This is a genomic window from Bacillus sp. PPSBB_11, from assembly GCF_038023285.1.
In the GTDB taxonomy this organism is placed as follows: Bacteria; Bacillota; Bacilli; order Bacillales; family Bacillaceae; genus Bacillus; species Bacillus altitudinis.
The window spans coordinates 30,891-48,588 of sequence record NZ_CP150633.1 but is presented as its reverse complement, the minus strand read 5'-3'; the positions used below and the strand labels follow the sequence as shown (position 1 = coordinate 48,588).

19 protein-coding genes, 1 pseudogene and 1 other annotated feature are annotated in these 17,698 nt (G+C 41.0%); of the genes and pseudogenes, 16 read left to right on the top strand and 4 right to left on the bottom strand.

What is annotated here, in order from left to right; genetic code table 11:
- The first annotated feature begins 12 nt into the window (after positions 1–12).
- Entirely contained in the window at positions 13–678 is a 666-nt protein-coding gene (locus V7L95_RS00295) for a YrrS family protein (RefSeq protein WP_017358095.1), read from the top strand.
- A 141-nt stretch (positions 679–819) separates the two neighbouring features.
- On the opposite strand, the gene V7L95_RS00290 is transcribed toward V7L95_RS00295, so the two are convergent.
- Entirely contained in the window at positions 820–1,026 is a 207-nt protein-coding gene (locus tag V7L95_RS00290; protein ID WP_026050117.1) for a YrzA family protein, read from the bottom strand.
- Between the two features lie 187 nt (positions 1,027–1,213).
- On the opposite strand from V7L95_RS00290, the gene V7L95_RS00285 reads away from it, so the two are divergent.
- From V7L95_RS00285 to V7L95_RS00255, 7 genes are all read left to right on the top strand, one after another.
- Positions 1,214–1,855, top strand: coding sequence for a class I SAM-dependent methyltransferase (locus V7L95_RS00285; RefSeq protein WP_017358093.1), 642 nt, complete (start codon positions 1,214–1,216; stop codon positions 1,853–1,855).
- A gap of 15 nt (positions 1,856–1,870) precedes the next feature.
- On the top strand, positions 1,871–2,566 hold the full coding sequence (mtnN, locus tag V7L95_RS00280; protein WP_007501428.1) for a 5'-methylthioadenosine/S-adenosylhomocysteine nucleosidase: 696 nt from the start codon (positions 1,871–1,873) through the stop codon (positions 2,564–2,566).
- Positions 2,567–2,612: 46 nt separating this feature from the next.
- Positions 2,613–3,536 carry a cysteine synthase family protein gene (locus V7L95_RS00275; RefSeq protein ID WP_007501427.1) on the top strand — a complete coding sequence of 308 codons (924 nt, stop codon included), beginning with the start codon at positions 2,613–2,615 and terminating at the stop codon, positions 3,534–3,536.
- 1 nt (position 3,537) lies between these two features.
- Positions 3,538–4,686, top strand: a complete 1,149-nt coding sequence (locus tag V7L95_RS00270; protein ID WP_017358092.1) for a bifunctional cystathionine gamma-lyase/homocysteine desulfhydrase — start codon at positions 3,538–3,540, stop codon at positions 4,684–4,686.
- A 72-nt stretch (positions 4,687–4,758) separates the two neighbouring features.
- The gene (locus V7L95_RS00265; RefSeq protein WP_340967761.1) at positions 4,759–4,989 is read left to right on the top strand and encodes a YrhC family protein; all 231 of its coding nucleotides are present in this window, start codon (positions 4,759–4,761) and stop codon (positions 4,987–4,989) included.
- Positions 4,990–5,434: 445 nt separating this feature from the next.
- Positions 5,435–5,569 carry a YrzI family small protein gene (locus V7L95_RS00260; protein ID WP_008342648.1) on the top strand — a complete coding sequence of 45 codons (135 nt, stop codon included), beginning with the start codon at positions 5,435–5,437 and terminating at the stop codon, positions 5,567–5,569.
- 165 nt (positions 5,570–5,734) lie between these two features.
- A complete protein-coding gene (locus V7L95_RS00255; RefSeq protein ID WP_223255651.1) occupies positions 5,735–5,890 on the top strand; it encodes a hypothetical protein in 156 nt (51 codons plus the stop codon).
- Positions 5,891–5,933: 43 nt separating this feature from the next.
- Here V7L95_RS00255 and V7L95_RS00250 read toward each other — a convergent pair.
- A pseudogene (locus tag V7L95_RS00250) lies at positions 5,934–6,008 on the bottom strand (YjcZ family sporulation protein); the annotation flags it as partial.
- Positions 6,009–6,326: 318 nt separating this feature from the next.
- On the opposite strand from V7L95_RS00250, the gene V7L95_RS00245 reads away from it, so the two are divergent.
- Both V7L95_RS00245 and fdhA read left to right on the top strand, forming a co-directional pair.
- The gene (locus tag V7L95_RS00245) at positions 6,327–6,929 is read left to right on the top strand and encodes a methyltransferase domain-containing protein (protein WP_017358090.1); all 603 of its coding nucleotides are present in this window, start codon (positions 6,327–6,329) and stop codon (positions 6,927–6,929) included.
- 428 nt (positions 6,930–7,357) lie between these two features.
- On the top strand, positions 7,358–8,572 hold the full coding sequence (gene fdhA / locus V7L95_RS00240) for a formaldehyde dehydrogenase, glutathione-independent (protein WP_017358089.1): 1,215 nt from the start codon (positions 7,358–7,360) through the stop codon (positions 8,570–8,572).
- Positions 8,573–8,670: 98 nt separating this feature from the next.
- Here fdhA and V7L95_RS00235 read toward each other — a convergent pair whose 3' ends face one another.
- The gene (locus V7L95_RS00235) at positions 8,671–9,564 is read right to left on the bottom strand and encodes a LysR family transcriptional regulator (RefSeq protein ID WP_017358088.1); all 894 of its coding nucleotides are present in this window, start codon (positions 9,562–9,564) and stop codon (positions 8,671–8,673) included.
- Positions 9,565–9,694: 130 nt separating this feature from the next.
- Here V7L95_RS00235 and V7L95_RS00230 point away from each other — a divergent pair, with 130 nt between their 5' ends.
- The 6 genes from V7L95_RS00230 (at position 9,695) to V7L95_RS00205 (ending at position 16,940) form a co-directional block, all read left to right on the top strand.
- Positions 9,695–11,137, top strand: a complete 1,443-nt coding sequence (locus V7L95_RS00230; protein ID WP_251185780.1) for an alanine/glycine:cation symporter family protein — start codon at positions 9,695–9,697, stop codon at positions 11,135–11,137.
- On the top strand, positions 11,134–12,291 hold the full coding sequence (locus V7L95_RS00225; RefSeq protein WP_017358086.1) for an iron-containing alcohol dehydrogenase: 1,158 nt from the start codon (positions 11,134–11,136) through the stop codon (positions 12,289–12,291). The genes V7L95_RS00230 and V7L95_RS00225 overlap by 4 nt, the downstream gene beginning before the upstream one ends.
- A 234-nt stretch (positions 12,292–12,525) precedes the next feature.
- Entirely contained in the window at positions 12,526–13,275 is a 750-nt protein-coding gene (locus V7L95_RS00220; RefSeq protein WP_017358085.1) for a glucose 1-dehydrogenase, read from the top strand.
- Between the two features lie 78 nt (positions 13,276–13,353).
- Positions 13,354–13,594: a binding site (T-box leader), on the top strand.
- A 55-nt stretch (positions 13,595–13,649) separates the two neighbouring features.
- Positions 13,650–14,870: an MFS transporter gene (locus tag V7L95_RS00215; protein ID WP_017358083.1), complete on the top strand. Its 1,221-nt coding sequence runs from the start codon at positions 13,650–13,652 to the stop codon at positions 14,868–14,870.
- Between the two features lie 70 nt (positions 14,871–14,940).
- Positions 14,941–15,981 carry a 2,3-butanediol dehydrogenase gene (locus V7L95_RS00210; protein ID WP_017358082.1) on the top strand — a complete coding sequence of 347 codons (1,041 nt, stop codon included), beginning with the start codon at positions 14,941–14,943 and terminating at the stop codon, positions 15,979–15,981.
- Between the two features lie 128 nt (positions 15,982–16,109).
- Positions 16,110–16,940 (top strand): manganese catalase family protein, encoded by an 831-nt coding sequence (locus tag V7L95_RS00205; RefSeq protein ID WP_007501404.1) that lies wholly within the window; start codon positions 16,110–16,112, stop codon positions 16,938–16,940.
- Between the two features lie 35 nt (positions 16,941–16,975).
- Here the strand turns inward: V7L95_RS00205 and V7L95_RS00200 are convergent, their stop codons facing one another.
- Positions 16,976–17,689 carry an amino acid ABC transporter permease gene (locus tag V7L95_RS00200; RefSeq protein ID WP_008342619.1) on the bottom strand — a complete coding sequence of 238 codons (714 nt, stop codon included), beginning with the start codon at positions 17,687–17,689 and terminating at the stop codon, positions 16,976–16,978.
- Positions 17,690–17,698: the final 9 nt, after the last annotated feature.

Below are 17,698 nucleotides of genomic sequence, written 5' to 3'. Positions count from 1 at the left end.
AGTGCAGAGATTTTGAGTAGAAATTCTCGATTTGAACATCGTGATAAGCGCAGAAAGGCGAATATGGTGCTTAACATATTAATTGGTATCGTTGTGGTGCTTATTTTGGTTGTCGCATCGAGTTTGTTAATTTTTAATAAACCGAAAGATACAAATGTAGCAGACGAACCATCAAAAACAGCACCTGCATCGAGTGAAAATAAACAAAACTCAGAAGAAGATGTGAAAGATCAAAAGAAAGACACATCAGATGATGCGGATGCGAAAAAAGACGATTCATCTGACAAAAAAGACGATACAAAGAAAACAGATGATGAAGAAAAGCCAAACAAAGATGCGTTAAAAGACGCCACAGAAACAGATGGCGGTAAAACAAGTGACGTAGACAAAACATATGAAAACGATAACTGGGAGCCTGTAGGAACAGAGCAATCGGGATCACATACAGCAACCTATGATGCTAACTCAAAAGACTGGAAAGAAATGATCAAAGCCATGTCCTATGCGACAGGAATCTCAGAAGATCAAATGACTGTTATTTGGTTAGGGAATAACGGAGGACCTCAAGATGCAAAAGGAACCATCCGTGATAAATCAACAGGTGAACGCTACCGTGTAGAAATTACGTGGGTGGATGAAAAAGGCTGGAAACCTGTGAAGGTTGAAAAATTAAAATAAAATAAAAAAGATGCATGCAAAAAGGCTAAAATGAACCTCATTTTAGCCTTTTTCTTCTTTTCAGCGTGATAGAAAACCTTTGCAGTCTAGGAAGGACTAGCACCGGCGCACAGACCTGACTGCCTACACGCTGATCTTTTTTTATGAGATATTCGCTTTAAAATGAACAACCGCTGTATACAAAATCTTATCATCAATGACAGTTGTTTGATGACTCACAGAATGAACAGTCAGCAAGATCGCCTGATTATGTTCAATTTGTTTTTGGATCTTTTGTTCAAGTTCTTTTAAAGACGTTGCTTCAAAAAATTCAATTTTGTCCTTTAAAAAATCCAGTTGAAAATCCATTTCATTCATCCCTCCATGCTCTAGATTCATCATAATCTCTCCCATTCAAAAGGGCAAATATTTTTCTACCCCGCCCAGTATTTTTTAGTAGGAAAGAATCAGAAGATGTGGTAGGATAGGAACTGTTCGACGGAATAAAACATACTATACGGATAGGAATAAATAGATAAAGTGGAGGGAAAGAAAAATGGGACGTGAGTTTCTTTCTTTATTTGATCATTGGGCTGAATCTTATGATGACACTGTAAGTGGTCATGACGAGCAGTATAAAGAAGTGTTTCGCCGGTATCCGGCCATTCTAAAAGAGATTACTCGCCGTGCAGGTCAACATGTCATTGAGTTTGGAAGCGGCACAGGAAACCTAACGGCGGCACTGCTTCAAGCAGATAAGAAAGTGTTTGGCGTTGAACCTTCAGAGGCCATGAAGAAAGCGGCTCTTCAAAAAGGAATACCAAATGTGTTTCATGACGGGGATTTTTTATCGTTTCCATCTCCACCTTTTGAGCCAGATACGATCGTCAGTTCATATGCTTTCCATCATTTAACGGACGAAGAAAAAAAACAAGCCATCCACACCTATGGCAACATCCTTCCCTCAGGTGGTAAAATAGTCTTTGCTGATACAATGTTTCAAAATCAAGCAGCACATCAAGCTGCAACGAACAAAGCGAAAGCCGCTGGATTCGATCAGCTTGCAGAGGATTTAGAAACGGAATACTATCCATCCATAGGTGTGTTAAAGCAAATCTTTGAAGAAGAAGGTTTTAGCACATCTTTTCATCAGATGAATGATTTTGTGTGGATCGTAGAAGCGAAGAAAAGGGAATGAAAGGATGTTTTTGATTTGAAAATCGCAGTGATAGGTGCAATGGAAGAAGAAGTGACGATTTTAAGAGACCAACTAAAGAATGCCACACAAGAAAACATCGCTGGGTGTGAATTTACAACAGGTGTTTATGAAGATAAAGAAGTGATTTTATTAAAATCAGGGATTGGAAAAGTGAATGCAGCGGTCAGCACAACACTTCTGCTTGACCGCTTTCAGCCAGATTATGTGATCAATACAGGATCAGCTGGCGGTTTCCATCACTCATTAAATGTAGGTGATATTGTCATCTCTACTGATGTGAGACATCATGATGTGGACGTGACGATCTTTGATTACGAATATGGACAAGTGCCAGGATTACCAGCTGCTTTCATCGCAGATGATCAGCTTGTGAAGCTGGCAGAGGAATCTGCTTCAGAAATCGATCATATTCAAGTGGCAAAAGGAACGATTGCAACAGGAGATTCATTTATGGATGATCCTGGTCGTGTCGCGTTTGTGAGAGAGAAATTTCCAGAGCTGTATGCAGTGGAAATGGAGGCAGCAGCAGTTGCGCAAGTTTGCCATCTATTTGAAACGCCATTTGTGGTCGTTCGAGCGTTGTCAGATATTGCTGGGAAAGAATCCAATATCTCTTTTGATCAATTTCTAGAGCAAGCAGCGATTCACTCAACAGACCTTGTCCTGCGTATGATAAAGCAAACACAATAAAAGAAGGGGTTTACCCCTTCTTTTCCATACAAAGGAAGGGATTTATATGGCTGTCATACATGATATTACGGAATTAATTGGCCACACACCGCTTTTAAAACTGTCAGGGATGGGTGTGCCGGCAGGTGTTGATGTTTATGCAAAACTTGAAATGATGAACCCAGGCGGAAGTATTAAGGATCGCTTAGGTGATATGCTGATTAAAGAAGCGCTGGCATCGGGCAAACTGCGCCCAGGCGGAACCATTATTGAAGCAACTGCAGGAAACACAGGCATCGGGCTTGCGCTAAGTGCAAGAAAACATCAATTGCATCCGATCTTCTGTGTACCAGAACATTTTAGTCAAGAGAAACAACAGCTCATGAAGGCGCTTGGTGCAGAAATTATTCATACACCAAGAAAAGATGGGATGAAGGGTGCGATTGATCGAGCCCTTGAACTAGAGGCAAGCCTTGACAATGCGTATTGCGTCTTACAATTTAAAAACCAAGTAAATCCATTGACTTACTATAAAACACTCGGGCCAGAAATATGGTCTGACCTCCAGGGTAACATAGACGTGTTTGTAGCAGGAGCGGGCTCTGGCGGAACGTTTCAAGGCTGTGCTGCCTATTTAAAAGAGCAAAAAGAAGCGCTAAAAACAGTGATCGTGGAACCAGAAGGATCTATTTTAAATGGCGGAAAGCCGGGGCCGCATAGAACGGAAGGAATTGGCCTTGAATTTATTCCAGATTATATGGAATCGACTTTATTTGACGAGATTTATACAGTCAGTGACGATGATGCATTCCGAATGGTGAAAGAAGCAGCTGAAAAGGAAGGTGTTCTGATCGGAAGCTCGTCTGGAGCCGCTCTATTTGCCGCTTTAGAGGAAGCGAAAAAGGCATCACCTGGGACAGTGATCGTCACCATTTTTCCTGATAGCAGTGAGCGTTATCTAAGTAAAGGTATTTATGAGGGAGGAAAATAAAATGAAGCCAAAAACAATGATGATTCATAGTGGAATCACTGGTGATGAAAAAACAGGAGCCGTGTCTGTTCCTATTTACCAAGTCAGCACCTATAAGCAGCCTAAAGCAGGCGAGCACACTGGATATGAATATTCCAGAACTGCGAATCCAACAAGAACAGCACTGGAAACAGTCATTCGTGATCTTGAAGGCGGGGCAAACGGCTATGCATTCGGTTCAGGGATGGCTGCAATTACAGCTGTGATGATGCTGTTTAACAGCGGAGATCATATCGTACTGACTGACGACGTGTACGGCGGAACCTATCGTGTGATGACAAAGGTGCTCAACCGGATTGGCATTAAAGCCACATTTGTAGACACAAGTGATCCTGAAGCAGTGAAAAAAGCAATTTTACCAGAAACAAAAGCCGTCTATATTGAATCACCAACCAATCCATTGCTGAAAATGACCGATCTACAAGCCATTAGCCGGATCACAAAAGAAGCTGGCATCTGGATGATTGTCGATAATACGTTTTTTACCCCATATTTTCAAAAGCCGATTTCATATGGGGCTGACATTGTCTTGCACAGTGCCACAAAATATTTAGGCGGCCATAGTGATGTGGTGGGCGGACTTGTCGTGACAGCTACTGAAGAGCTTGGTGAAGAACTGCACTTTGTTCAAAACTCTACAGGCGGTATTCTTGGACCGCAAGATGCGTGGCTTCTAATGCGAGGGATGAAAACGCTCGGACTAAGAATGGAAGCACATCAACAAAACGCGCAGAAAATCGCTGAGTTTTTAGAACAACATCCTGCGATTACACGTGTCTATTACCCAGGTTTAAGCGCTCACCCAGGTCATGAGCTTGCAAAAACTCAAGCAACAGGCTTTGGCGGTATGATTTCTTTTGATATTGGAAAAGAAGAAAACGTCGACGTGTTTTTAAGCCAATTGAAATTGTTTACAATCGCAGAAAGCCTAGGGGCGGTTGAAAGTTTAATCTCTGTTCCTGCTCGCATGACCCATGCATCCATTCCAAAAGAGCGCAGAGAAGAGCTTGGCATCACAGATGGTTTAATCCGTATTTCTGTCGGTATTGAAGATATTGATGACTTATTACATGATATTGAACAAGGGCTCGACGCAGTAACGAATGGATAGATTTACATGCCCCCCGCTTTCTCTCACTATGGTAAGCTATCAATAGACATTGATAACGGGAAGGTGAATCAAGTGAAGACAAAGTGGGATGGTTTAGTGACAGATTACAAGCAATACGCTTTTATTTTGCTTGCTGTCAGCACCTTTTTATATATTGGTACGATTTTACCGAATCAGCACATAGAAGCATCACCAAAAATGCTGATGCTGGCAGTTGATTGTGTTTTCCTATTGGCTGCTTTCCTTTGCGTGAAACGTGCGATCTTTTTTCAAAAAAAGCTACAAGAACTAGATGAAGATTAAGTCGAAAAGTCTCCTCATGTGATGAGGAGACTTTTTTAAATTGCACTGGATAATCGGACAAGAATCACTGTGGAAATTTAGTCAAACACACAAAAATCATCTAATTTACTAAAAACAGGTTTACAAAATGGTGCTTGCTGGATATACTTACAAAGTAATTAAAAACGTAAAGGAGGCTGAAGAATATGTTATTCGTATCTACTTGTGATCAATTCAACAACCAATTTCATCATGTCATCAGCCTGTGGAAGAGCTCGTGTCCTTCCTTTACCTTTTACGGTTCACGCTACAAAACTGTTTAAGTAAACGAGGATTTCACGTATCATCCATCGCAGGTTAGAAGACACTGTCTTTTGATCTGCATTTTTGTGTGCCCGCAGGTCAACTGATAAAGAAGATCTGCGGGCTATTTCGCGTGCTGCGAACTGAAGGGAGGTGAGCGTATATGACAATCCATTTATTTTTTATTACTTTGACGATCCAACGTAAATACAAAGACATTGAAACGGTTCTTTATGAACAACAAGTCGAAACATTTTATGAAGAAATGAAGCAGAAACAACTAAAGTACATGAACTAAAAAGGACAATAAAAACATGAAAAGGAGGAGATTGACATGTTTATGATGCTTGCAATGCTTGATTGTTATACAAGGGAGAAGGACCAGGTTTAGACACGCTCCACATTGATCACCTGCACATATGATAACCGTAAAAGGAGATTGTGAGGTGATCAATGAATGTCGATGTCACCATATATGAGGTTTCCATCAGTGGGGCACGGATATGCGTCTATTCCGCATTCTTTAAAGCACGGATACGGCAATCCATACAGAATGCAAAGAGAGCAAGAAGAAATGCTAAGACGCTATATGTACAATTATCCAACCTATTGGTATTAAAGAAAAGGAGCAGGAAACGTTATCGTTTCCTGCTCCTTTTACATTAGCAAATCCAGCTTGCACCGATGATGATTAACAAAATGAACAGTACAACAAGCAATGCGAATCCGCCTGCAAAACCGCCACCGTAGCCACCGCAGTAGCCTCCAGAATAACCGCCAAAGCCCATAATCTAGCACCACCTTTATCTAATCAAGATACATTCATAAAATATGCAGCTCATGCGGAAAACGAAATCAATCTGAGCACAATTAATGAAAATGCCTATTTGTTTAAATATTTTTCATGACGTGCGAAACATTTTCAGAAAAGGTGCCGTCTAATAAAAGACAAAGAAATTAGGACTAGGTCTTAACTTTTGTTAGGCGAGAGCCGATATGAAAAGTAAGAAAATTCGTAAATAGTTTTATTTACTGGTGCAAAGCAGGTGTTGACATTGATTCAAAGCTGGATTGGAAAACAAATGAGGGAACCAAAGGGCTTGTTCTCAAAATGGGTTGCCCGCTATATGGAAAAAAATCATCATAATATCAATCAATGGACGATTCAACTCTTAAATATACAAGAAAACGACCGGATCTTAGAAATTGGTACTGGAAGAGGTATGACATTATCTAAAGTAGCGGAAAAACTTGATCGAGGGAAAGTATATGGAATCGATGCTTCGCGTCATATGGTAAAATACGCGAAAAGAAAACATAAGAGGCTTGTCGAGCAGGAAAAAGCCGTTATCACACTTGGAAGAGCTGAGCAATTACCTTTTGAAGACAGATCATTCAATAAATTGTTCACAGTGCAGACCATCTATTACTTGCCAGATATCGAACAAGTTATGAAAGAGGTATATCGTGTTCTTCAAGTGGATGGAGAAGTATTCTTATCTTTTCAAAAGCAGGAACTAATGAAGGAACAAAAACGCTCACAGTCTCTTTCAACGTACAGTGAAGAAGACATCAGCTGTCTTTTTTCAGCGTATCACTTTAGAGACGTCTCTGTTTACCATTATGATACATACATCTGTATCAAAGCCTTAAAATGATGATGAAAATATTTCCCAGGTAATGAACAAGCAATTAAAAAAGGCTCTTCGTCAGAGGAGCCTTTTTGCATGCGATGAAATGGACCATTCGTCAATAAAAAAGACTCTTCACAAGAAGAGTCTTTTGCATTCATTTCATATGTAGGGGCCAGCCAGGTGTGTAAGGAATGATAGTATATATAAGGAATTTGTTTGTCGATTAAGGATACCTGTCTGGCTTATTCCTTATATCGACAATGTTCTGCAAATGTTTAGCTTTTTTTTCAATATTTTCTTTTTTATTTGACTGGAAAGTACATTTTTCTCTCCTAGATAGACATTTGTCACTTACTTTTTGAGTCAATGTGCGGTTAAAAGAAGGAAAAAGCCCGAGAAAGAGAGAATTTTGGAGAGACTTCATTTTTAAACAAAAAGGGAGGAATGAAAACATGTCGGGAAACAAAGGTGTCGTTTACAAAGGAGCAGGAAATGTAGCAGTTGAGGATATTGGATACCCTGATTTGGTTTTAAGAGATGGCCCTGGTGTACCTAAAGCCAATGTTGGACGTAAGTGTGAGCATGGCGTCATTTTAAAAGTGGTGACAACAAACATTTGCGGGAGCGACCAGCACATGGTAAGAGGGCGTACAACTGCGCCTGAAGGACTTGTCCTTGGTCATGAAATTACTGGTGAAGTCGTTGAAGTTGGACGAGATGTAGAGTTTATCCAAAAGGGTGATCTCGTATCAGTTCCATTTAATATTGCCTGTGGTCGCTGCGTTATGTGTAAAGAACAAAAAACCCATGTGTGTTTAAATGTGAACCCCGATCGACCTGGCTCAGCTTATGGATATGTAGATATGGGCGGATGGGTTGGCGGCCAATCGGAGTACGTCATGGTGCCATATGCTGATTTCCAGCTACTCAAATTTCCGGACAAAGATCAGGCGATGGAAAAAATACTTGATTTGACGATGCTTTCTGATATATTCCCGACAGGTTTTCATGGTGCTTATACGGCTGGCGTAAAGCCGGGCTCTACCGTCTATATTGCTGGTGCAGGGCCAGTAGGTCTTGCAGCAGCGCATTCCGCTCAGCTCCTTGGCGCATCTGCTGTCATCGTCGGCGATCTTAATGAACAAAGGCTCGAGCAGGCGAGAAGCTTTGGCTGCGAAACGATTAATTTACGAAAACATGATCGAATCGGTGAACAAATGACTAACATCCTTGGAGAGCCAGAAGTCGACTGTGCGGTCGATTGTGTCGGCTTTGAAGCTTCGGGTCATGGAGATCAAGGAGAAGCACCAGCCACCGTTTTAAATACAATTATGGATATTACCAAAGTTGGCGGTAAACTTGGAATTCCAGGACTTTACGTCACAGAAGATCCAGGTGCTGTGGATGAAGATGCAAAAGTTGGATCTCTGAAAGTGCGAATTGGACTTGGCTGGGCCAAAGCCCATACCTTTGTGACAGGCCAAACCCCTGTCATGCAATATCACCGCAGCTTGATGAAATCTATTTTAAGCGGAAGGGCACAAATCGCCAAAGCCGTTAATGCAACCGTCATATCCCTTGATCAAGCTCCTAAAGGATATAGCGATTTTGATTCGGGTGTGGCGAAGAAATTTGTGATTGACCCGCATGGCATGATTTCTAAATAATGATCCATCGAAAAAAACTTACAGGATTTTTCCTGTAAGTTTTTTTGTTTGTTACATATAAAAAGATGAAGCTTTTCTGCTACATTCCATGTCAATTGTTAGTCGTGCCTGAGTATATATTCCTCTGTTAAATCAACAAACGCCTTCAAAGCAGGAGACATCCATTTATTTTTATGCCAGAATAGTTGGATTTTCGTTGTGAGACAGGGTCCCATCCAATTGATTTTAATCATATGGCCTTCTGTTATTTCTCTTTTTATAGAAATTTCGGGAAGTACAGCAATTCCTAAACCAGCCATTACACATTTTTTTATGGCTTCTACATCTGCTAGTTCTAGTTTACTTCTCGGTTTTGCTCCTGCCTGTGTCAAAGAGTGTTCGAAGGCATAACGATAATCGCAGTCTTCGGTTAACAACAATCTTTGCTCGTCTAAATCGATAGGATATACTTTTTGTTTTTTGCTCAATGGATTTGTTGGACAGCATACAATCGCCATCGGTTCATCTTTTAATTCTTTTACAATTAAATGTGAGGATACGACAGGATTCATCGATAATAGGGCGACATCAATTTGTCCTTCCAGTAATAGATTTAAAACATCCTTTTCAGCTATTCCGGGACGGAAAATCAGTTCTACTTTAGGATACGTTGTTTGAAAGTCCGTTAAAATATGAGGAAGTCGATAGGTACATTGTGTTTCAGATGCACATATTCTCAAAATGCCGCTTGGCTCACTCATCCCGCCAACAGCCTCTAATGCTTCTCCTGTTAAACCTAAAATCTTATCCGTATAATCTTGAAACTTCATGCCAGCTTCAGTTAAAATGACCCTTTTTCCAAGCCTTTCAAAAAGAGGGGTTCCTAACTCTTCTTCTAATGCAGCGATATTTGCTGTGATACTTGATTGAGCATAGCCAAGTATTTGTGCTGTTTTTGTAAAGTTTAATACTTTTGATGCTGTTTGGAACATCATCAGTTGCTTTATTTCCAACGTCAATCCCTCCTAAATCGGATGAGCCGATTGATGCAATCAGAAAACTTCTATAGATAGATCATAACATTTTTACTATGATAAAAGTAGGCGCTTTCATTATTTAGAATGTTCGGATTTTATAGGGGGGATGGCTTTGTTTGAAACGATTGTCAATTCAATAAATGACTTTTTATGGACATATATTTTAGTCGTTATGTTAATAGGGATTGGAATCTACTTTACGGTGAGAATGAAGTTTATGCAAATTGTCTTACTAAAAGAGATCTTCCGTTCTATTTTTGAAAAAGCCCCAAAAATAAAAGGGAGTCAAGACATTTCTTCAATGCAAGCTTTCTTTATCGGAGCAGCGACGAGGATTGGAACTGGAAATATGGCAGGTGTTGCTATTGCCATCACAGTTGGTGGTCCTGGAGCTATTTTTTGGATGTGGTTTGCAGCAGTTTTAGGGGGAGCTTCTGCATTTGTCGAAAGCACACTCGCTCAAATATATAAAGTGAGAACAAGTGATGGTTTTAAAGGGGGGCCAGGCTATTATATACAAAAGCAATTTGGACTGAAATGGCCAAGTAGGATCTTTGCCTTTTCTGTTATTCTTAGTTTTGGCTTAATTTTTAATGCAGTACAAACGAACACCATCACAAATGCCTTTCGATATTCATTTGGTATCAGTCCAATTGGCATGGGGGTATTCGTAACCATTCTTACAGCTTTCATCATTTTTGGTGGTGTAAAGAGAATTGCCCGCTTTACCCAAATCATTGTGCCAATCATGTCCTCGTTTTATATTATCTTAGCACTTTATGTGATTGTGACAAATATCGCAGATGTACCCGCAGCATTAGCAAGTATTATGAAAAGTGCGTTTGGATTAGAGCAAATGGTTGGAGGCGGAATCGGCGCTGCAATAATGAACGGTGTCAAACGCGGTTTATTTTCCAATGAAGCAGGAATGGGAAGTGCACCAAATGCCGCTGCTGCTGCCCATGTTTCACACCCAGTAAAACAAGGGTTTGTTCAATTATTAGGCGTATTTTTTGATACATTAGTTGTTTGTAGTTGTACAGCATTTATTATTATGCTATCAACAGTAGAAACAGCAGGTGATTTGTCAGGTATTGAAATTACTCAAGCTGCAATGGCGCAGCATTTCGGTTCTTGGGCTAGTATTTTCTTAGCATTTGCGATCTTTACTTTTGCATTTAGCTCTATTGTAGGTGGCTATTATTACGGTGAAGCCAATATCGGTTTTATTCATCACAGTGTATCCGCGCTATTCGTGTATCGAATCACTGTTTTAATGATGATCATGTTTGGTGCTCTCGCCAACTTACAAATCGTTTGGACGTTAGCGGACTTGTCGATGGCGATTATGGCTATTGTTAACTTGGTTGCCATTGCGATTTTAGGCAAATTTGCTTTTGCGGCTCTAAATGATTACATGGGACAAAGAAAGGTAGGAAAGAACCCTGTTTTTTACGCTTCTACCATTCCTGGTTTAAAAGGAATAGAATGGTGGGGAGCAGAAAAACAAGCGATTAAATCAACAAATGAAGGGGTAGAAAATCAATGATAAATTTTGAATATGATTGTCATACGAAAATGATCATGGGGGCGGGGAAATCTAAAGATATTGCCTCTATTGTAGAGGACATTGTATTGCCTAGTGCTACAATTATGATTGTAACTGACCCTGGTGTAAAAAGCGCAGGATTGGTGACGCCTATTGAAGCCTATTTGCAAGAAGCTGGTTATTCCGTTGTCGTCTTTGATCAAGTATCTCCAAACCCTAGAGATCATGAATGTCTAACGGGTGCAGAGCTCTTTAGAAAAGTACAAGCATCAGCGGTTATTGCGATTGGTGGAGGAAGCCCAATGGATACGGCAAAAGCCATTGCTTTATTAGGTCCAAATGGCGGTAATCCTGAAGAGTATATAGCAGGCAAGAAAGCGTACACAAATGTATCACCCTTAATTTGTATTCCAACCACGGCTGGAACTGGCTCTGAGGTGACCCGTTCATCTGTGATTACGTTAGCTGCTTCACATAAAAAAATCACCTTAAAACATGCCTTGCTTCGACCAACTATTGCGATTTTGGATCCTGCTCTTACTTCTACGGTGCCAAAAAGTATAACAGCGGCAACAGGTGTTGATGCACTGGTCCATGCGATTGAAGGCTATACATGTAAAGAAACAAACCCTATTTCAAAGGCGATGGGGGCAAGCGCAATGAAAACCATTGTGACCTATTTACCGAAGGCGTATGAAGACGGTTCTGATTTAGAAGCAAGATACAAAATGCAGGAAGGCAGTTTACTCGCTGGCTTATGCTTCGGTTCCGCTGATGTAGCAGCTGTGCATTGTTTAGCCGAAGCGCTCGGTAGTCTTTATGATACGCCTCATGGTATCGCAAATGCTGTGTTTTTACCTTATGTCATACAATTTAATGCAGCTGAAAACAAATCATTGCACATAGAGCTTGCAAACATCATGGGCTTTGCAGATAAAACGGATGCAGATGATGTGGCGATTCAAAAATTAATGGATGGTATGTATACATTCACAAAGAATTTAGGTATTCCATCACTAAAAGAATTATCTTATGTAAAAGTAGAAGATTTTGAAAAAATGGCTGAACTAGCAGAACAAAACAACTCTACAAAAAGCAATGTTCGTGCCATTACGAAAGCGGACTACTTAGACATGCTAAAGGCTGCTTTTTAAAATACAGAAAAAGAGACGAATAGAATGACTGAAATATAAACACGAACTTTCCTTTCCCAGACTTTCAAACGACTATGTAGTCAATATGAAGCCGGCAGTTTGAATCAAATATACCACCCTCCTAATGTATGATTTAGGTGGTGGTTTTTCTATGTCCCATTTGACTAGGTATCGTGTATATATGAGTGGTATGATAGACGACAACATCTCATGAGAGAAAGGATAGGATAAACGATGAATTTTCACAATAAAACAGTCGTTATCACTGGCGCAGCAAATGGAATTGGTGAGTCGATCGCGTATGGCTATGTGAAAGAAGGGGCGCGTGTTGTGCTTGCGGATATTGACGAAGAGAAGGGCAAGCGCTTGGAAGATCAGCTGAAAAAGGAGTCCTTTGAGGCTTTTTTTAAAAAAACGGATGTGAAACAAGAGAAGGATATTCAAGACATCATGTCGGCTGCCGTGGCTCGTTATCAAACGATCGATATTCTCATCAATAATGCAGGGGTTATGTGTACAAAATCGCCTTATGAGCTAACGGTTGATGAGTTTGATCATGTGCTGCATACAAACCTACGAGGTGCTTTTTTATGTGCAAGGGAAGCGGCACGTTATATAAAAGAGAATCAATCAGGCGGTTCTATCGTTAATATCTCATCCACTCGCGCGACCATGTCAGAACCAGATACAGAAGCGTATGCTGCATCAAAAGGCGGGATATCAGCACTTACTCATGCGCTGGCTGTTTCCTTTAGTCAGGATCATATAACAGTAAACAGCATTTCCCCTGGGTGGATTGAAACGAAGGATGAGAAAAATTTGCGAGAAATTGACCATCAGCAGCATCTTTCCAATCGAGTAGGAACGCCAAAGGATATTGTCAAAGCTTGTTTTTATTTAACAGATGAAGACAATCAATTTGTGACAGGAACCGATTTGGTTGTTGATGGCGGCATGACTAGGAAAATGATTTATGCGGATTAACATGAAAAAAACATTGACGCCTTGACGGAGGCGCAGTACAATATGTAACAATTCAACTGAAGATCGTGATGAAAAAAAGATAAAGCGCAAATAGAGAAGAGTATGTAATGGCTGCCTCACACAGAGAACTCCGTGAAGCTGAGAAGGAGCTGGGAAGCGTTACAGAACCAAGCCTCTTAGCTCTGCACCGGATTCATTGTGATGGTGGTGCAGCGGCATTCTCCCGTTATAGAGAAGGGTTAGCGATAACCTGCTGAGGTTCATCTGGTAACAGGTGAATGAACTGAGGTGGCAACGCGGAGTCAATCCCGTCCTCAAGACAGAAATGTCTTGGGGGCGGGATTTTTTTTGATGACAAAAAGGAGGGCACTACGATGAAAAAACATTGGCGGGATATGAGCATGTTACTTGGAGCGATTGGTATTGCGAACATAGGAGAATGGATTTATATGATTGCTCTCCACCTGCTGATTTTTCAGGAAACGGGCTCCGTTCTTGCTGTAACAGCCGTCTATATGTTAAGACCTGTCTCGGCTCTTTTAACAAATAGCTGGTCTGGTAGTTTAGTAGATAGACTGAATCAGCGGAATGTCATGATCAGTTTAGATCTATGCCGGGCCGTTCTGATTGCTTGTTTACCCTTTGCCTTATTTTCAGGCCACTTATTGATCGTATATGTGATGCTATTTCTCATTCATATGGCACAAGCCATGTTTCATCCAGCTTCGATGGTGTATATGACAGCACTAATCCCGGCGGATAAACGAAAACGGTTTAATGCCATTCGATCCTTGCTGCAGTCTGGTGGATTTTTACTCGGACCCGCCGTAGCAGGGCTGCTTTTTCTCATTGGTACACCAGTCCTTTCAATTTATGTAAATGCAATCTGCCTTTTGATATCTGCTGTTTTGACGATGTGTTTACCGATTTTGTCAAAAGCAGACGGGGCACAAAAGGGCTTTTCTCTCTCGGTATTAAAGGAAGATGCAAAACTTGTCTTTCATTTCAGTCTCACATCCCGTCAAGTGATGGCCGTGTATTTATTATTTAGTGCTGCCATCACGGTGCTGCCGACTGCAATTGACTCACTTGAAGCAGCTTTTGCAAAGGAAGTGCTGATGTTGTCCAATACCGAATATGGGTTTCTTGTCAGTGTAGCTGGAGCAGGGATTATCTTAGGGGCATGTCTCAATACGGTCATTGTCGAAAGGCTGCCTATTTCAGTGATGCTTGGTGCGGGGAGTTTGTTTGTGGCTTTTGGATACTTGATCTATGCTTTTTCGAACACATTGACTGTCGCAGCAGCTGGCTTTTTTGTTCTCGCTTTCTTTTTAGCATTTGCAAACACCGGTTTTATGACTTTTTATCAAACGAATATCCCGGTAGAGGTCATGGGGAGAGTGGCAAGTTTTTATGCGTTATGTGAAGCAGTTCTGACGATGATCATGACAGGAATATGCGGCGTATTGGCGCATATGTTATCGATACGTACTTCTGTCATAATTGGCTGCCTATGTATGCTTCTTATTTGTCTGTTGCTATGTTTTGTCATTTTTCGTCCATTGACTGTCAAAAAAATAGTGCATCTTACTTAGAAAATTAAAAAAATTATGTTATCATTATTTAAGTAAGTTAATTAAATTGATGAGAAAAGGAGTCTTACAAATGAAAGCACTACGCTGGCACGATCAAAAGGACATTCGACTAGAGGAAATTGACGAACCAACAGTTGCTCCAGGAAAAGTGAAACTGAAAGTAAAATGGTGCGGCATTTGTGGTAGTGATTTACATGAATATTTAGGCGGACCGATCTTCATTCCTGTGAATGAACCTCATCCACTTACAAAAGAAAAAGCACCCATTACACTGGGACACGAGTTCTCTGGTGAAGTTGTAGAAGTTGGAGAAGGCGTGAGTAATTACAAAGTAGGCGATCGAGTGGTTGTTGAACCTATTTTTGCAACTCACGGGCACCAAGGTGCTTACAACTTAGATGAAAACATGGGCTTCTTAGGACTTGCTGGTGGCGGTGGAGGATTCTCTGAATATGTATCTGTCGATGAAGAATTACTTCATTTGTTACCAGACGAAATTTCATATGAGCAAGGTGCACTTGTTGAACCTTCTGCAGTTGCTTTATATGCGGTTCGTTCTAGTAAAGTGCAAGCTGGGGATACAGCAGCTGTGTTTGGCTGTGGACCAATCGGTTTACTTGTCATTGAAGCATTAAAAGCAGCTGGTGCTACTGACATTTATGCAGTGGAATTATCAAAAGAGCGCCAAGAAAAAGCAAAAGAACTTGGAGCGATCATTGTAGATCCTTCTCAGTATGAAGATGTTGTTCAAGAAATCGCACGCCGGACAAATGGTGGAGTCGATGTTTCTTTTGAAGTGACAGGTGTACCTGTTGTATTGAAGCAAGCAATCCAATCAACTAGAATTTCAGGTGAAACAGTCATTGTAAGCATTTGGGAAAAAGGCGCAGAAATTATGCCGAATGACATTGTCATTAAAGAACGTACAGTCAAAGGAATCATCGGCTATAGAGACGTATTTCCATCTGTATTAAACTTAATGAGAAAAGGCTATTTCTCTGCAGATACACTCGTCACGAAGAAAATTAAGCTGGACGATGTGATCGAAGATGGCTTCCATGCATTAATCAATGAAAAAGATCAAGTGAAAATTTTAGTCAGTGCTGAATAAGTAGGACGATAAAGAGAATGGCAGATGCCGTTCTCTTTTTTTTATAAGAGCATGCGATTTTTCATAAAGAGGGAATCGGCTGAATAGTGATAAGTGCAAAGATGTTTATAAATAAAGGAGATGACATCATGTTTTATCACATTAAAGAACTGCAATATGAAGCAAAGCCCTCTAAGCCGGACCCTCTTTATGCGAAAAAATTACAAGAGGTGTTAGGCGGTCAATATGGAGAAATCAGCGTGATGATGCAATATTTATTTCAAGGGTTTAACTGCCGAGCGGATCAAAAATATAAAGACTTGCTCCATGACATTGGAACGGAGGAAATCGGTCATGTCGAAATGCTGGCAACGATGATTGCTCGATTACTTGATAATGCCCCAGTTAAAGAACAAGAAGAAGCGTATCAAAGTGATCCAGCACTTGCAGCCGTCATGGGCGGAATGAATCCTCAACATGCAATTGTTGCAGGCTTAGGGGCAATGGCAGCAGATAGTCAAGGGTATCCGTGGAATGCAAAATATATCATTGCAAGTGGAAATTTAATGGCTGACTTCCGGGCAAATTTGAACGCGGAGTCACAAGGCAGACTTCAGGTTACACGGCTTTATGAAATGACCGATGACCGCGGAGTGAAGGATATGCTCTCCTTTCTCATTGCTCGTGATACATATCATCAAAATATGTGGCTGGCTGCAATTAAGGAATTGGAAGAACGAGAAGGGGATGTCGTTGTTCCAACCACCTTCCCGCGCTCACTGGAAAAACAGCAAGTATCCTATGATTTGTTTAACTTCTCAAGAGGAGAAGAAAGCAAAGAAGGCAGATGGGCACATGGCCGAAGTATGGATGGAAAGGGAGAATTCAGATATATTTCTGCTCCTGTCGTGTTCGGCTCTGCGCCTAAACTCAAACCAGCACCGAAAGAACTATATAACACACCGAAAAAAGGAGAATAAAAAAGTCGATCAGGGTTTGTGCCTGATCGACTTTTTTAACGTCCAAGAGATTTTCCGTACACGCTGACTCGTTTCTCTAACAAAGCAAAAGCGAGTTCAAAGAAAATACTAAGCATCCAATAGATCAAAGCAGAGACAAGATACGTTTCTAAAAACTTGTAGCCATCATTTGCAATGATGCGCGAGATTCCCATGATTTCCAGTACACCAATTGTAAACGAAAGGGATGTGGCTTTTAACAGCTGAATGAGCTGATTCCCTAGGTTTGGCAGGGCAACCACAAACGCTTGCGGTAAAATAATGCGAATCATCGCCTGTCTGGTGGTCATGCCAACGATTTTCGCCGCTTCAAGCTGCCCTCTGTCTACTGCAAGAAGTGCGCTGCGGACCACTTCTGTTAAATGTGCGGCTGAATGCAGGCTGAAGGTGATAAGGGCAACGGTAAGCGGGGAGACCATATCCGGGTGAAAGGTCAACCCAAAAGTGCTATTCATTTTGGTCAGAACAAATGGAATGCCATAAAAGAAAGCAAACAACTGAACAATGAGAGGTGTTCCTCTAAAAAATGAGACATAGAGCGTGACAAGCTGGCGGAGCACAGGGATACGAAAGAGGCGAATGAAAGCAAAAACAGATCCAATCAAAAGGCTCACAGCCATAGAAACAAGTGCAATCAATAAGGTAAAGGGAACGCCTTTTAGAATATGTGGTATTTGGTCAATCGCAAATGATATATCAATGGTTTGCATCAAATCGCC

Coding starts and splice junctions, on each gene's coding strand:
- V7L95_RS00290 (WP_026050117.1), bottom strand. CDS start 1,026: ATGGATTTTCAACTGGATTTTTTAAAGGACAAAATTGAATTTTTTGAA.
- V7L95_RS00285 (WP_017358093.1), top strand. CDS start 1,214: ATGGGACGTGAGTTTCTTTCTTTATTTGATCATTGGGCTGAATCTTAT.
- V7L95_RS00275 (WP_007501427.1), top strand. CDS start 2,613: ATGGCTGTCATACATGATATTACGGAATTAATTGGCCACACACCGCTT.
- V7L95_RS00270 (WP_017358092.1), top strand. CDS start 3,538: ATGAAGCCAAAAACAATGATGATTCATAGTGGAATCACTGGTGATGAA.
- V7L95_RS00260 (WP_008342648.1), top strand. CDS start 5,435: ATGACAATCCATTTATTTTTTATTACTTTGACGATCCAACGTAAATAC.
- V7L95_RS00255 (WP_223255651.1), top strand. CDS start 5,735: ATGTCACCATATATGAGGTTTCCATCAGTGGGGCACGGATATGCGTCT.
- fdhA (WP_017358089.1), top strand. CDS start 7,358: ATGTCGGGAAACAAAGGTGTCGTTTACAAAGGAGCAGGAAATGTAGCA.
- V7L95_RS00230 (WP_251185780.1), top strand. CDS start 9,695: ATGGCTTTGTTTGAAACGATTGTCAATTCAATAAATGACTTTTTATGG.
- V7L95_RS00225 (WP_017358086.1), top strand. CDS start 11,134: ATGATAAATTTTGAATATGATTGTCATACGAAAATGATCATGGGGGCG.
- V7L95_RS00220 (WP_017358085.1), top strand. CDS start 12,526: ATGAATTTTCACAATAAAACAGTCGTTATCACTGGCGCAGCAAATGGA.
- V7L95_RS00215 (WP_017358083.1), top strand. CDS start 13,650: ATGAAAAAACATTGGCGGGATATGAGCATGTTACTTGGAGCGATTGGT.
- V7L95_RS00210 (WP_017358082.1), top strand. CDS start 14,941: ATGAAAGCACTACGCTGGCACGATCAAAAGGACATTCGACTAGAGGAA.
- V7L95_RS00205 (WP_007501404.1), top strand. CDS start 16,110: ATGTTTTATCACATTAAAGAACTGCAATATGAAGCAAAGCCCTCTAAG.
- V7L95_RS00200 (WP_008342619.1), bottom strand. CDS start 17,689: ATGCAAACCATTGATATATCATTTGCGATTGACCAAATACCACATATT.